Origin of the sequence: Erythrobacter sp. KY5 (genome assembly GCF_003264115.1) — a bacterium.
Taxonomy (GTDB): Bacteria; Pseudomonadota; Alphaproteobacteria; order Sphingomonadales; family Sphingomonadaceae; genus Erythrobacter.
Window position 1 is genome coordinate 940,082 of the sequence record NZ_CP021912.1, and the last position, 13,287, is coordinate 953,368.

The window sequence follows — 13,287 nt, forward strand, 5'->3', positions numbered from 1 at the left end:
AATCCGGCGCATCCGCCTGCTGGCTTTTCAGTCGCTATCCAGCGGCTTTATGCGAAGCGTTCCGTCGGCCTGTACGGAGCCGCCAAGTCCCCATCCATTGGCGCGCTCCGCCACGAGGACTACGAGTTCGTTGCGACCCTCGCGCAAGGGCAGCGCAACAGTCTGCTTGGTGGCATCGAAGTCGCCGCGGTGGAGCGGACCCTTCGCGCGAAAACTGTTGTCGAAGGCAACAAGTGCCTCGCCATTGAGCCAAACGGTCGCCATGTCGCTCGCATCGAATTGAAAGGCTGCGGTTTGAGCGTTCGGCGAATGGATGGCGACACCCGCATACACGCCATCAAGCTGGTTGCGCTCAAAATCGCCCGAGGTCGCCTTGCGGCGATAGCGCGAGATCAGGAGACGCCCGTTGGGTTCGGCCTCAGCCGTGCTCCAGACGAGCGATGAACGGAGATCCTCGGAGATTCCGGCCCAGCGTTCCATCGGGAAGGCGTCGGAAAGCGACCAGCGCTCTATGGTGCCGGCGGGAGGAGAGGGTGGTGGCTCGGCGTCCGATGTCGCCCATGCTGGGCTCTGAGCGGTGTAGCGGAAGTTTGAGAAGCACCCTTCGAAAAGTGTCCGAAGACCAAGGCCTCCTTCCTTTGCTGGGAGGGTCAGAACAGTCTCGAGTGCCGGCTGCTCGCTATCCGACCCCACCCGAATTCGTGCGCGGTCGTCGGCAAAATCGACGGTCAGCGTGATCCACGGGGTCTCTCCAAAATCGACCCTCGCCTGCGCCTCTCGGAACAATTGCCAGTTTGTCTCGCCGTTGAGATGGGGGGTGTATTGGACCGCGTCGAACTGGCCGGATTTGTGCATCCTGAGATAAGCGGTCTCGTAATCGTCCTGCGATGCAGCGCGGAAAATCAGGTTGGCAAAATGGCGATGATGGTTGTTCGCTATGTCGACGGCGACAGAACCGTTTGCGAGAGAGACGCCGCGCAAAAACGCCTCGCCATCAATGCACAGCGCATCGCGTCCATCGCGCGTCTCGAAAGAGGCTGAGTTCGCTTGGGATAGGTCGAATGTCTCCTCGTTCAGCGGGACGTTCTGCCACCCTTCGTTAGCCGAAACAGGCACGGTGGCGGCGAATGAGCACGATAGCACCGCGATCATCATTGCTTTGCGTAATGCTTGCATGTTATTCGGCTGGTACTTCTGCATGCCTGTCTCTGGTGAGAAATTGATTGCTCGGCGTTCCGTCGCTTTCTCACGGTTTCGCACCCCCGTATTGGAAAAAACGGCAAAGGCACGGGGCGAGACCGCTATTGTCCCGCCGCTATCCCTTGTAAGGCAACGCAATGGTCGGGACCTTTCGCATCCTTCCGCAAGTGCGCGGTCATCGAGATATCTTCGCGTGGAGCCATGGTGTCCGTGGCACCGTAGCATCGGCGCACCGTATGGTCCCGTTCTGGTATCCCTCCATCGTTATCTGGCGCACCTGGTCGAGCGATGGAGCCATCGCCGACATTCGCCTTCGCCTGCATGGCCCGCAACCCGAAGCCTACACTTACTCACCTCAGGATGCGGTGGAGCTCATCGGGATCGCAATAGCGCCCGAAGTGGCGGCGCTCGTTTTGGATGTCGCCAATCATGAGGTCGCCGGGCAAATCGTCGACTGGACCGACGAGCGCTTTGCCGAGGCTCTGGCTTTCGCGCGTGGTGGTGCAGGCTCCAATGCTGTAGCCGACGCAATGGCGCGCCCGATGCTCAAGGCGCTATCGGATACTGACAGCGCCGATATCGACCATGCCGTAAGGTTGATCCGCCGCGCGCGAGGCACCGGCTCGCTTGGCGCAATTCGGCAAAGGGTGGAGATCGGCGAGCGCCAGTTTCGAGCCCGTTTCAAGGATCGAATGGGCATCTCGGCAAAGAGCTACAGCAGGCTTTTGCGAGCCAACGCCCTAATCGCCGAGGCAGACAAGACCATCAGCCCATCATGGGCAGACCTGTCGCATAGATATGGCTTCTTCGATCAGGCCCACATGATCAACGACCTGCGCGAGCTGACCGGGCGGACCCCGGCCCAGCTGGATTTCGAGCGTCGCAGCGAAGTCTCTGACCGGCACTTCGACCAGCACGCCTTGCGTTTGCCAGCTGGCCTCGAGAATGAATGGCGGAGACGGAGGGATTCGAACCCTCGATACCCGTAGTAGGTATGGTTCCTTAGCAGGGAACTGGTTTCAGCCACTCACCCACGTCTCCGCTGACGCTGGCCTTAGCATTGGCTGCGAGCCGCGCGCTATAGTCGCGCTTCGCATGACCGGCAAGGGGCAATGGCAAGAGTTTTGCGCCCAGCGCAGCCCGTCGCATCCAAATCGCCTTACGCAGCATTCCTGAGGGCTCCCACTCTCCCGGCCATCCCTGATTCATCCCAGACTTTCTATCGGCTCGTTTCGTCGCGTTTTCGATTCGGTTTGTCGCCGCCCGATTGCCGTGACAGCTGATTGAGACTCTGCTTGGCCGTGCAAGAGTGCGGCGGCTTTGATGCGGGAGAGGTGTACGATGCGCAATGACAAGCCCCTGACAACCCATAACGCCGGCCATGAAGCTGGCCATGGCGCCGGCCATAACCCGGACGAGCAAGCCTCGCCCCTTTCTCCACTCGCGCGCATCGCCCGCTCCGGCGCTGCCATGCTTGCCGCCGCGATGCTGGTGCTCGCACCGGCTGCGGCGCAGGACGTTGAGAGTTTCGATCCGGACGAGGCGTTCGACACTGCTGATCAAAGCACGGGTGATCAAGGCGCGGGCGTTCAGGGCACCGGCGCAGGATCGCGCGCGATCGATGCCGACCTCGTGGACCCTTCGCTGCGAGAGGCCCCTATCACCGCAGAGCCGCTTCAACCCCAAGCGCAGACCGGCTTCGAAGACGAGTTCTCCGACTATTCGAACACCTATGCCGAGGGCGAGAACGCACCAGCGCAGGCGGGCGAAGCCGTGCCCGACTGGTCCGACCCGGCTCCAGGCGATCAGGTCGCCGGCGCACAGGAAGCCTCTTCGGGCACCTTCGCTGAGGACGACCTCATCGGCGCTGCCGAAGGCGTGTTTGGCAAGGGCGCACAAGGCCTTGCGGGCATGATCGAGGATCTGCTGCGCAAACAGGGCGAACCCAATGGCTATATCGTCGGGCGCGAAGCGGGCGGTGCCTTCATCTTCGGTGCGCGCTATGGTTCGGGCACGCTCCATCACAAGGTGGAAGGCCAGCGCAAGGTCTACTGGACCGGCCCATCGCTCGGCTTCGATGCCGGAGCGAATGCGGGCAACACCTTCGTTCTCGTCTACAACCTGTATGACACGCAGGACATCTTCCGCCGCTATCCCGCAGGCGAAGGCCAGGCCTATTTCGTAGGCGGCCTCCATGCGAGCTACATGCGGCGCGGCGATGTCGTGCTGATCCCGATCCGCATGGGTGCCGGCCTCAGGCTGGGCATCAATGCGGGCTATATGCGTTTCTCTGAGAAGCAGCGCTGGTTGCCCTTCTGAGGTTGCACATCGCCCGATGCTGACCGTGCAGAAGCGCGGCGGCGGGCAACATGGTTCGAAAGGTAGTTGCGCACGGCGCGCACCTGCGTAAGAGCATGCGCCATCATGCTCGACAATCTCGAACCCCAATCGCCCGATGCGCTGCTCGCGCTGATCAAGCTCCACGCTGCCGACGAACGGCCCGACAAGATCGACCTTGGCGTCGGTGTCTACCGCACAGGTCAGGGCGGAACGCCTGTATTCGGGGCGATCAAGGCGGCTGAGCAATGGCTGGTCGAGAACCAGGATTCCAAGTCCTACCTCGGCCCCGAAGGTGATATGGGCTTCGTCAACGCTCTCAAGCCGTACATCTTCGGCGGAGACCCGACGATGGGCGGCCGCATTCAGGGGATGCAGACGCCGGGCGGCACCGGCGCGGTCCGGCTGGCCGCAGCGCTGGCTCAGGCGGCTGGCATGACCAGGCTTCACATGGGCACGCCGAGTTGGCCCAACCATGCGCAGATCTTTGGCGACATCGACCTTGAGTGGGTCGGCTTCGACCATGCCAATCCCGATGGCACTGCCAACATCGATGCAGTGCTTGACGCGATCAATGGCGCAGGGCCGGGCGAAGGTGTGCTGCTGCATGGATGCTGTCACAACCCAACTGGCATCGACTACACCGCCGAGCAGTGGGATGCGATTGCCGATGCCTTGGCGAGCAGCGGCACCTTCCCGATTATCGACACCGCCTATCACGGTCTGGGCCACGGTCTTGACGAGGACGTCGATGGGCTCCGCCGCGTCCTTGCCAAGGTGCCTGAGGCGTTCATCGCCTACAGCTGCGACAAGAACTTCGGCATGTACCGCGACCGCGTGGGCGCGTTCTACATCATGTCGAAGGCCGGGCCCGAAGGTGCCGACACGCTCGACAAGGCGTTCTCGAACGCCAACGCGCTGGCCCGTGCGAGCTGGTCGATGCCGCCCGACCACGGAGCGGCAGCGGTGCGCGTGATCCTGCGCGATCCTGCGATGACGCAGCAATGGCTCGACGAGCTTGACCAGATGCGTGGCCGGATGCGGCAGGTGCGTGACTACCTTGCCAATGCGGGCGTTGCCGGCAGCGTCGATCTTGCGCCGCTCGGTATCCAGAACGGCCTGTTCTCGATGCTCCCCGTGAGCAAGGAGCAGGTGGTTGCGCTGCGCGAGGATCACGGCATCTACATGGCAGGGTCTGGCCGCATCAACGTGGCGGGTCTCACCATGGACAACATCGACAAGTTCATCGCCGCTGTTGCGGATGTGACGGGCTGAGAGGCCCAGCATGCTCGACCGGCAACCAACGCTAGAAGGGTCGAGCCTGCATCTCAGGCCCCTGCGCCAGGACGACTGGGAAGCGCTTTTCGCGGTCGCGTCCGATCCGCTGATCTGGGAAGTCCACCCCGCGCATGACCGCTGGCGCGAACCGGTTTTCCGCGCCTTCTTCGACGATGCGCTCGCCAACGAGGGCGCTCTCGTCGTGATCGACAAGGCGAGCGGCAAGATCATCGGCTCCTCACGCTATCAGGGGCTTGAAGAGCGGGATGGCGGTTCGATCGAGATTGGCTGGACTTTCCTCGCGCGTTCGCACTGGGGCGGGGCGGCCAATCGCGAGATGAAGCGGTTGATGATCGCGCATGCGCTCCAAAGCGTGGCAGAGTGCCGGTTTGCGGTGGGTGAGGACAATGTCCGTTCTCGCAAGGCGATGGAGAAGATCGGCGGCCGCCTGACCCCGCGCACCGAACAGCGCGGCATGGCCGGTTCGGACCAGCGCCACGTCTTCTACGTGATCGACCGTGATGGTTTTGAGGCGGGGCCGCTGGCTGAGGGCTGAGCTTGCGGTGGACCACGCAAGGGGGTGGTTTGGAAAAACGCGCCACCTCATCATAACACCCCCTCTTCGACGTCCGCGAGCTTCGCATCGAGCCGCGTCAGCAGCCGCAAAAGCGCGGAATCGTCAGGTTTCCGGGCAATCCCGCGCAGTGTCCCGCGATAGATGACAGGGCGCCACAGCCCGATCTCTACCCGCCATCTGAGTGTTGGAAGTGTGACTTTCCGCCAGTCCTCTACCCGCCGCTCGCGGACCGGCATCACGCCGGGTGGGCAGCGTGGGTCCAGCACACGGTCCCAGCACCTCGCAAAGCTTTCCGCCCCTTCGCGCCGACGCAGCCGGTATGCGCTTTCGCGGCTGCGCCCCACCTCGCGCGCTGCCGCAGCGACGCAGCCGGTCAGGTAAAGATGGGCCAGAAACGCGCATTGCACCTGCGGCGTCCATCCGTCCCTGCGCGAGCGCAGCGGAACCGGAGTGAAGGCACAGGGATGGCGGCGAGAGTTGCGCCTGTTGCGGGGATAAGCGGTCGACATGGCCGAAAGCTAGGCACAGATCACCACCTGTAGGAAAGCGGGTAGTGGCGCGCTCAGGTCGGGAAACAGGCGATGGTACTTAAGTGCATCTTCATACCTGTGTCATATTCGGACCCGGCAATGGGGAATAAACTACATGTATCAGTCTTCGAACATGCCGTCGGATTTCACCGACCGGGAATGGCCGCGCCGCCCGGTTTCAATCGCGGCATCGATAAAGGATGCTCATGGTGAGCAATCCAGCGGCACGCTGATCGATATCAGCGAGCGCGGCTGCCGAATTCGCTTCCTCGACGCGGACGCGTTGAAAGTTGGCGACATCTACCATATTCGTTTTGCAGGACTGAACGTGCAGGCCGCCTGCGTTGCATGGTCGCGCAGCAAGGTGGCTGGCATGCGCTTCGTCTCCCTGATCGAGTCCAGCGTGATTGGCGAGCTTTCCACGCGCTGGAAACGGCTTTCCGCGATGAAAAATGCGCGCTCGGGCAAGGATCACCCCGGCCAGCCTCTCTGGTAAAAAGCAGGTGAGCGGCGAGGCCCGGCATCGCTGGCCGCATCCTCCCAAGCGTGCATGACGTTCTAACCCGTTAGAATAACTGGATTCCCATCGCTCACCCGGCGAGGGGCGCATGGTTAATGCGCTCTCCACCATCTTGTACGACCGTTTATTAGGCGAACCGGACCCAAGACCTCCCTCGCGTGACCTCGCGCACCGCTTTTTTCAAACCGAGTGAACCGCTCAGGGAAGGGTCCTAAATGAACAAACTCGCTTACGCCGGTATCTCGGCATTCGCACTCGCCGCAGCCGCTCCGGCACTGGCTCAGGCCAATGTCGATGTCGACCAGACCGGCACCAATCATGACGTAACGATCGAGCAGATCGAGGACGCTCTCAACTCGATCGAGATCACCCAGGCAGGCGACGGCCAGATTGCAACCGCGCTCCAGATCGGTGGCGGCTCTACCAATAACCAAGCTTTCATCATCCAGGGCGATCTTGGCGGCCTTGGCGGCAATGAAGCGTCGATCCGCCAGACCGGTTCTGACAACTTTGCTGCAATCGGCCAGAATTCGGCGGCCAACTTCGCAGCCGTCAATCAGGGCGGCGACGGCAACACCGTGTTCATCGACCAGGGCCTTGGCGGAGGAGCCGGTGTCGACGGCGGCACCAACAACGCCCGCGTCGTGCAGCCGGGCGCAGGTAACTCTGCGACCGTCAACCAGAACCTGAACACGACCGGCGGCGGCAACGATGCCGACGTGTTCCAGTTCAGCGACGACAACACCGCCTTCATCGAGCAGGAAGACCTCACCAACGTGGCTTTCGTCGTACAGGGTGACATCGCCGGTACTGGCGGGCACACCGCGACGATTTCGCAGCTCGGGTCGGGCAACCTTGTCGCGATCGGCCAGAACGGCACCATGAACGAGGCCGTCGGCAACCAGCAGGGCGATGGCAACCAGCTGTTCATCGACCAGGGCTTCAACAATGGCGCAGGAACCGGCGGCGACAACAACTACGCCGAAGGCAACCAGATCGGGAACAACAACTCGCTCACGCTGAACCAGAACGCCACGACGGCAGGTGGCAACAACTCGATCATCTTCACCCAGATGGGCGACAACCTGACGATGACGATCGACCAGGAAGGCAGCGGCCACATGATGAACGTCACGCAAACGATGTAACGTGATGAACGTCACGCAAACGATGTAACGAGGGTTTGGCCGGCCGGCTAACGGGCGCAAGCCATCCGTCGGCTGGATGAATGTCCCGAGCGCTGCCAGCCCTTGCACCGGCTGCACCGCTTGCATCACGAAGGGCGCGAGAGATCGAGGTCTCTTGCGCCCTTTTTTCCGTCCAGAATCTCAACTCACCGCATCAGTTCCACAGGCCAACCACGGCTCAGGGCATTCTGACTTGCCTATTCATTGACGTGCAAGGATCGTAGCGACAGATCGCCGCTGCCTGCACGATGAGCGTGCCGGTCGGACGTGAGCGATCTCGTGTCCGTTAACCTCGTTTCAAAGGGGGCTCTTACAAGCCGGTGATGCAATCCAGGGGTCGCGTATTTTGCGCATGCGACTAGTCGTAAACGCTAGTCGCAAACAGGGGCAGGCATGAATGATTGCCTGCTTTCGGGTTCGGATCACGGTGGATGCTGCTTGAAGGAGCTGATAGAATGAAAACAACAACCAAGACTACTCTTGCGCTCGTAGCGGTTGCTGCGATGCCGGTCGGCATGCCTGCGATGGCTCAGGAAGTCGCTCAGGATGGTGAAGTGCTCACCACCGTTTATGCGCCGGAAATCCCCGCTATCGACACGATGGTCGAAGGCCCGGATATCGAAGGCTTCATCTCAGCGCGTCGCGGCAACCGCGTTCAGGTGACCAGCGCAGATGGCACCAGCACCATCGTGACCGTGACGGACCAGACAACGATCAAGGCGCGCGGCGGCTTTCTTGGCCTCGGCCGCGAAACGCTTGGCGCAGATGCGCTGCTGAACGGCCTGCCGGTGAAGGTTGCGACCCGTCAGTGGGAAGGCGGCCTTGTGGCGTCCGACGTGCGGTTCTCGGACGGCGATCTGGAAACCGCCGAGATGATCCGTTCCGGTACGAACCAGCGTTTTGCCGATAATGAGATGGCAATCGGCGAAAACACCGTCGGGATCGAGAAGAACGCCGCAGCGACCGAAGCCCTGCGTGGCCGGTTTGGCGATATCGACCAATACAACATCAAGTCGACCACCAACGTCTATTTCGACACGGGCCGTCACAACCTCTCGCAACAGGCGCGCGCAGAGCTGTGCGATGCCGCTGCTCAGGCTGAGGCGACCGACAACGCGCTTTTGCTGGTGGTCGGTTACACCGATTCGACCGGCAGCTACGAAGTGAACCAGGAGCTTAGCGAGCGCCGTGCCGGCCGCGTCGTGAACTATCTCCAGCAGCAGTGCGGCTGGAAGCCGTGGCGCATGCTCTCGCCCACCGGCATGGCGGAAGCCGATCCGGCAGCGGACAATTCGACCGCTTACGGCAAGGCCCAGAACCGCCGCGTCGCCGTCAACGTTCTCGTATCGAAGAGCGTCGACGGGCTCGAGGATGAGCGTCAGGCAAGCCGCTGAACCGAGACGGCAATTGCGATGCAAGAAGGGGTGGGCCGCAAGGTCCGCCCCTTTTTTCGTCCCGTACCGGCAGGACGCAAACAATTTTCCAATCCCCGTTTCCTTGTGCGTGTTAAGGTGTTAGTAACCACGCCATCTTCGGGAGGGGGTGCCTTCCGAGCTGAGAACGGCTCGTACTGCTTTATTGAGCGATGGTGCGGGCCCAAGGGGGAAATCAATGAAGAATATGTTTCGCACCAGCGCGTCGATCGTAGCTCTCGGCATTGCGTCGATGGCGCTTGCCGGACCTGCCACGGCGCAGGTCAACAACATCAGTGTCATCACTCAAACCGGTGAGGACAACGACGCCGACGTCACACAGACGAACATCGGCAACGAATCGGAAGTCACTCAGGACGGTACGACGCTCAGCGTCGATGGCATCTCCAACGAAGCCACCGTCGTCCAGAACGGCAGCAACGGCTTTTCGACCATCGATCAGGTCGGCGATAATGTCGCCGATCTCGAACAGACCGCCGACAGCGCCGACATGATCAGCGAGATCAATCAGGAGAACGCGCTTGGCGGCGCGTCGAACACGGCAAATGTGTTCCAGGCTGGCCTTGGCGGCGGCGTAGGTTCGCTGACCGGCTCGATCGTCGGCCAGTTCGGGATTTCAGGTCAGGCGAATGTCAACCAGGGGATCGACACGTTCGACGCCGACAGCGTCATCGCGCAAAGCGGTGATGATGAGCGCGCCGAGGTCTTTCAGGTCGCTGGCGGGGCGGAGTCCGGCATCGACCAGTCGGGCGACAGCAACACGGCAGAGGTCTATCAGGACGGCTCCAGCCTTTCGCTGATCTTCCAGACCAGCGGCAACGACAACGCCACCGGCGTGCGGCAGGAAGGCGATGACAACTTCTCGTTCGTCGACCAGTCCGGCAGCGACAACCGCATTGGCGATCCGACCTTCGACAACACAGCGCTTGGCACCACCGATGCAGAGCTCGGCGTGTTTCAGACCGGTGACGGCAACGATTCCTTCATCGTGCAGAGCGGCTCCAACAACGACACCGATGTCGTGCAGGACGGGGACGACAACTTCTCCGACGTGACGCAATCGGGTGCGGATTCCTTGGTCGCGGTCACTCAGGACGGGATCGAAGGGTTCAACACCTCTGAAGTGACCCAGACCGCAGATGCGGGCAGCACGGTGATCGTCAACCAGACCCGCGATGCGCTGGCTCCGGTCGCCATCAACGAAGACAATTTCAGCCTCGTCGATCAGTCCGGTACTGTTCAGGCGGTTTTTGTTGACCAGACTGGCGATGAGCACACTTCGCGCGTATTCCAGTCGGGCGACAATAACGACACCGACGTTCTGCAGAGCGGCTTCACCAACGAAACCCGCATCCTGCAAAGCGGCAGCAACGGCGAAATCGACAGCGACCAGACCAGCAACGACAACTTCAGCTTTGTCGACCAGTCCGGCACTGACAATTTCTACCAGATCAACCAGTTCAACGGCGACGGCAACAACGCCCGCGCAACGCAAGGTGGGTCGGACAACGAAGGCCGCATCGCCCAGAACGGCTTCACCAACGTCTCGCGCCTGACCCAGACGGGCACGCTTGGCTTTGCCGACGTCGACCAGAATTCGAGCGACTCGACTTCTCGCATCACGCAGACCGGCGATGACAACTTTGCCTTCGTCCGCCAGCAAGACTCAGGGCAGGTTTCGGTCATCGAGCAGTCCTCGCCCGATGGGTTCGGCACTGCCGGTGTCAACGTTGTTCAGGAAGGCGGCAACGGCAACCGATCGAACGTCCTCCAGAGCGCCGGTATCGCGTCAGCTTTGAGCGGCGGGTACACCAATAGTCTGCCGGATGGCGTTGGAGGAACCTTTGACGCAAGCCCGTTCGCGTTGGTCCGTCAGACCGGTAACGAGAACGTCAACAACATCGATCAGACGGGCGAGTCGGCGATTGGTTTCTTTACCCAGACGGGTGATGAGAACCGCCTTATCAGCCTGCAAAGCGGCACCAACATGGAGACGGACGTCACCCAGAGCGGGAACGGCAACATCTATAACGGCACGCAGGCTTCCAGCATCGTCGATTTCGACGGCCTTTCTCGGATCGAGTCGATCCAGACAGGCAACGACAACCGCTCGATCGTGACGCAGGACGGTATTGCAACGGGTCCGTTCTTTGCTGCTCCCGCGCTCGAAGTGCTGGTCAATCAGGTCGGTGACGAGAATATCTCGCGCGTGACCCAGTCGGGGACCGATGACAGCGCCTTCGTCGACCAAATCGGCAACGAGAACATCAGCAACGTGGTCCAGAACCTTGGTGGTCTGGAAAACCTCGCGGACGTCAATCAAAACGGCGACGAAGGCTTCTCGCGCATTGTACAGACAGGCACGACCAACGAGGCCGAGCTTAATCAGGACGGCCTGCTCAACACCTCGATCATTCTGCAGGACGGCACGTCGAACATGGCGACCGTCAATCAAGATAGCACCGGCAACTTCAGCCGCGTCGATCAGGTTGGTTCGTTGAACTCGGTGACGGTGAACCAGAACATTCCCTGATCGCCTGATCTCAAATGAAACACGAAGGGGCCCGCGCCGTGATGGCGCGGGCCCCTTTGTTTGTGCCGTTGATGCGCTGCGCCTAGCGCGTGGCGGCGAGGCTCTGCATTCGCTTCAGATAGCGGGCGAGCACGTCGATCTCGAGATTGACCTCGTCGCCTTCCGAAAGGTCGCCGAGCGTTGTGACTTCGGCGGTGTGCGGGATGATGTTGAGCATGAAGTCGCACGTCCCGTCGCTGCGGTCGCGCACGTCATTGACGGTAAGCGAGACGCCGTTGACCGTGATCGAGCCTTTCTCCGCGATGAAAGGCGACATCTCGGCCCGCGCACGGATAGCGACGCGCCAACTGTCGCCCACTTCCTGAGCTTTCACTACCTTTCCGACCGAATCGACATGGCCGGTGACGATGTGGCCACCCAACTCGTCTCCCACCCGCAGGGACGGTTCGATATTGATGCGAGCGCCCTCGTTCCACATGCCGCCATAGGTGCGACTGACGGTTTCGGCGGAAACGTCGACGTCGAACCAGGCATTGCCCTTATCGCCGCCGCGCTCGACCACGGTCAGGCACACGCCTGAACACGCAATCGAAGCGCCGATATCGATCCGCGCAGGATCGAGCGGGGCGTTGATGCGAAGGCGCAGGTCGCCGCGCTGGTCGACATTCGCGATGGTGCCGATGGCGGTCACAATTCCGGTGAACATTCGTATCTCCTATCGGGTGCGCAGATAGGCGGTGAACGTGTCGCTGCCAAGCTGACGGCTTTCGCTGAGGCGCCACCGCTCGTGAGCGTCCGATAGCGAGGAAAGGCCGATGTCGCCAAGCGCGGGCAATCCCCCACCGATCACGATGGGCGCGCGGTAGATGTGAAGCTCATCGACCATGTCTTTGGCCAGAAAGCTAGCGGCGGCTCCTGCTCCGCCTTCGACATAGAGATATTGCACGCCTTGGAGCGTCGCGATCTGCGCCGGTTCGTTGATGACCGTCACCCCATCGGGTGCGACGCCTCTTGTGAGAAGCACCCGGTCAGGGCTGCGCGCTTCGAGCCCATGCAGGCGCACGTCCAGTCGCGGCTTGTCAGCGCGCCACGTGCCGCCGCCGACAAGGATCGCGTCATGCTGTGCGCGGCGCGAATGGACGTGCGCGCGCGCGGCGTCTCCGGTGATCCACTGGCTTTCGCCCGATGCGAGTGCGATTGCCCCGTCAAGGCTCATCGCGAGCTTGAGCGTGACATGCGGGCGACCATGAGCGGCGCGGGTAAGGTATCCGGCAAGGCTTTGGCGCGACGCGTCGTCGCCAAGTACCGTGACCGCAATCCCGGCTCGCTCGATGCGTCTGGCGCCAAGGCCTGCGGTGCGCGGGTCAGGATCGCTCTGGCCTATCACCACTCGCGACGGGCGGGCCGCCATAACGAGATCGGTGCAGGCGGGGCCGCGCTCGGATTGGTGGGCGCAAGGCTCAAGGGTCACGTAAAGCGTCGCGCCTTTTGCGCCGCCCTCTTCAAACCCGACCAGTGCGATGGCTTCTGCATGAGGGCGGCCGCCTGCTTGTGTCCAGCCGCGCGCGATTACCTGATCGTCGCGCACCAGCAAGGCGGCAACGCCGGGATTGGGGCGGGCGACCGGACGCGCACGCCCGGCCAGCCGCGCCGTGGCGGACATCCATTCGCTGTCAGTGAAATTTTGCGCTG

At 61.9% G+C, this 13,287-nt stretch carries 12 protein-coding genes and 1 tRNA gene; 8 read left to right on the forward strand and 5 right to left on the reverse strand.

The genetic code is table 11. From position 1 onward, the window contains the following. Positions 1–27: 27 nt before the first annotated feature. Positions 28–1,176 carry a hypothetical protein gene (locus CD351_RS04540; RefSeq protein ID WP_162627604.1) on the reverse strand — a complete coding sequence of 383 codons (1,149 nt, stop codon included), beginning with the start codon at positions 1,174–1,176 and terminating at the stop codon, positions 28–30. Between the two features lie 161 nt (positions 1,177–1,337). Between CD351_RS04540 and CD351_RS04545 the strand changes: the two genes are divergently transcribed. After that, positions 1,338–2,189, forward strand: a complete 852-nt coding sequence (locus tag CD351_RS04545) for a helix-turn-helix domain-containing protein (RefSeq protein WP_111991513.1) — start codon at positions 1,338–1,340, stop codon at positions 2,187–2,189. On the opposite strand, the gene CD351_RS04550 is transcribed toward CD351_RS04545, so the two are convergent. After that, a tRNA-Ser gene (locus CD351_RS04550) sits at positions 2,151–2,241 on the reverse strand. The two genes, CD351_RS04545 and CD351_RS04550, sit on opposite strands and share 39 nt — an antisense overlap. Before the next feature lie 300 nt (positions 2,242–2,541). Between CD351_RS04550 and CD351_RS04555 the strand changes: the two genes are divergently transcribed. The 3 genes from CD351_RS04555 (at position 2,542) to CD351_RS04565 (ending at position 5,371) form a co-directional block, all read left to right on the forward strand. Next, positions 2,542–3,519, forward strand: coding sequence for a DUF1134 domain-containing protein (locus CD351_RS04555; protein WP_111991514.1), 978 nt, complete (start codon positions 2,542–2,544; stop codon positions 3,517–3,519). 105 nt (positions 3,520–3,624) lie between these two features. Then, positions 3,625–4,812: an aromatic amino acid transaminase gene (locus CD351_RS04560; RefSeq protein ID WP_111991515.1), complete on the forward strand. Its 1,188-nt coding sequence runs from the start codon at positions 3,625–3,627 to the stop codon at positions 4,810–4,812. A 10-nt stretch (positions 4,813–4,822) separates the two neighbouring features. Next, positions 4,823–5,371, forward strand: a complete 549-nt coding sequence (locus tag CD351_RS04565) for a GNAT family N-acetyltransferase (RefSeq protein WP_111991516.1) — start codon at positions 4,823–4,825, stop codon at positions 5,369–5,371. A 50-nt stretch (positions 5,372–5,421) separates the two neighbouring features. Here the strand turns inward: CD351_RS04565 and CD351_RS04570 are convergent, their stop codons facing one another. Then, a complete protein-coding gene (locus tag CD351_RS04570) occupies positions 5,422–5,901 on the reverse strand; it encodes a hypothetical protein (RefSeq protein WP_111991517.1) in 480 nt (159 codons plus the stop codon). Positions 5,902–6,055: 154 nt separating this feature from the next. On the opposite strand from CD351_RS04570, the gene CD351_RS04575 reads away from it, so the two are divergent. The 4 genes from CD351_RS04575 to CD351_RS04590 all read left to right on the forward strand — a co-directional run bounded on the left by CD351_RS04575 (position 6,056) and on the right by CD351_RS04590 (position 11,595). Continuing rightward, positions 6,056–6,418, forward strand: coding sequence for a PilZ domain-containing protein (locus CD351_RS04575; RefSeq protein ID WP_162627605.1), 363 nt, complete (start codon positions 6,056–6,058; stop codon positions 6,416–6,418). A 239-nt stretch (positions 6,419–6,657) separates the two neighbouring features. After that, positions 6,658–7,590, forward strand: a complete 933-nt coding sequence (locus tag CD351_RS04580; RefSeq protein WP_111991519.1) for a hypothetical protein — start codon at positions 6,658–6,660, stop codon at positions 7,588–7,590. 494 nt (positions 7,591–8,084) lie between these two features. After that, the gene (locus tag CD351_RS04585; protein WP_111993588.1) at positions 8,085–9,023 is read left to right on the forward strand and encodes an OmpA family protein; all 939 of its coding nucleotides are present in this window, start codon (positions 8,085–8,087) and stop codon (positions 9,021–9,023) included. Between the two features lie 217 nt (positions 9,024–9,240). Further along, positions 9,241–11,595 (forward strand): hypothetical protein, encoded by a 2,355-nt coding sequence (locus CD351_RS04590; RefSeq protein WP_111991520.1) that lies wholly within the window; start codon positions 9,241–9,243, stop codon positions 11,593–11,595. An 82-nt stretch (positions 11,596–11,677) separates the two neighbouring features. Here the strand turns inward: CD351_RS04590 and CD351_RS04595 are convergent, their stop codons facing one another. Continuing rightward, entirely contained in the window at positions 11,678–12,301 is a 624-nt protein-coding gene (locus CD351_RS04595; RefSeq protein ID WP_111991521.1) for a riboflavin synthase, read from the reverse strand. A gap of 9 nt (positions 12,302–12,310) precedes the next feature. Next, complete coding sequence (ribD, locus tag CD351_RS04600) at positions 12,311–13,258, reverse strand: bifunctional diaminohydroxyphosphoribosylaminopyrimidine deaminase/5-amino-6-(5-phosphoribosylamino)uracil reductase RibD (RefSeq protein ID WP_111991522.1); 948 nt, start codon at positions 13,256–13,258, stop codon at positions 12,311–12,313. Positions 13,259–13,287: the final 29 nt, after the last annotated feature.

Excerpts from the sequence above, each read along its gene's own strand:
- CD351_RS04540 (WP_162627604.1), bottom strand. The coding sequence starts at position 1,176 with ATGCAAGCATTACGCAAAGCAATGATGATCGCGGTGCTATCGTGCTCA.
- CD351_RS04575 (WP_162627605.1), top strand. The coding sequence starts at position 6,056 with ATGCCGTCGGATTTCACCGACCGGGAATGGCCGCGCCGCCCGGTTTCA.
- CD351_RS04560 (WP_111991515.1), top strand. The coding sequence starts at position 3,625 with ATGCTCGACAATCTCGAACCCCAATCGCCCGATGCGCTGCTCGCGCTG.
- CD351_RS04595 (WP_111991521.1), bottom strand. The coding sequence starts at position 12,301 with ATGTTCACCGGAATTGTGACCGCCATCGGCACCATCGCGAATGTCGAC.
- CD351_RS04590 (WP_111991520.1), top strand. The coding sequence starts at position 9,241 with ATGAAGAATATGTTTCGCACCAGCGCGTCGATCGTAGCTCTCGGCATT.
- CD351_RS04545 (WP_111991513.1), top strand. The coding sequence starts at position 1,338 with ATGGTCGGGACCTTTCGCATCCTTCCGCAAGTGCGCGGTCATCGAGAT.
- CD351_RS04585 (WP_111993588.1), top strand. The coding sequence starts at position 8,085 with ATGAAAACAACAACCAAGACTACTCTTGCGCTCGTAGCGGTTGCTGCG.
- ribD (WP_111991522.1), bottom strand. The coding sequence starts at position 13,258 with ATGTCCGCCACGGCGCGGCTGGCCGGGCGTGCGCGTCCGGTCGCCCGC.
- CD351_RS04555 (WP_111991514.1), top strand. The coding sequence starts at position 2,542 with ATGCGCAATGACAAGCCCCTGACAACCCATAACGCCGGCCATGAAGCT.
- CD351_RS04570 (WP_111991517.1), bottom strand. The coding sequence starts at position 5,901 with ATGTCGACCGCTTATCCCCGCAACAGGCGCAACTCTCGCCGCCATCCC.
- CD351_RS04580 (WP_111991519.1), top strand. The coding sequence starts at position 6,658 with ATGAACAAACTCGCTTACGCCGGTATCTCGGCATTCGCACTCGCCGCA.
- CD351_RS04565 (WP_111991516.1), top strand. The coding sequence starts at position 4,823 with ATGCTCGACCGGCAACCAACGCTAGAAGGGTCGAGCCTGCATCTCAGG.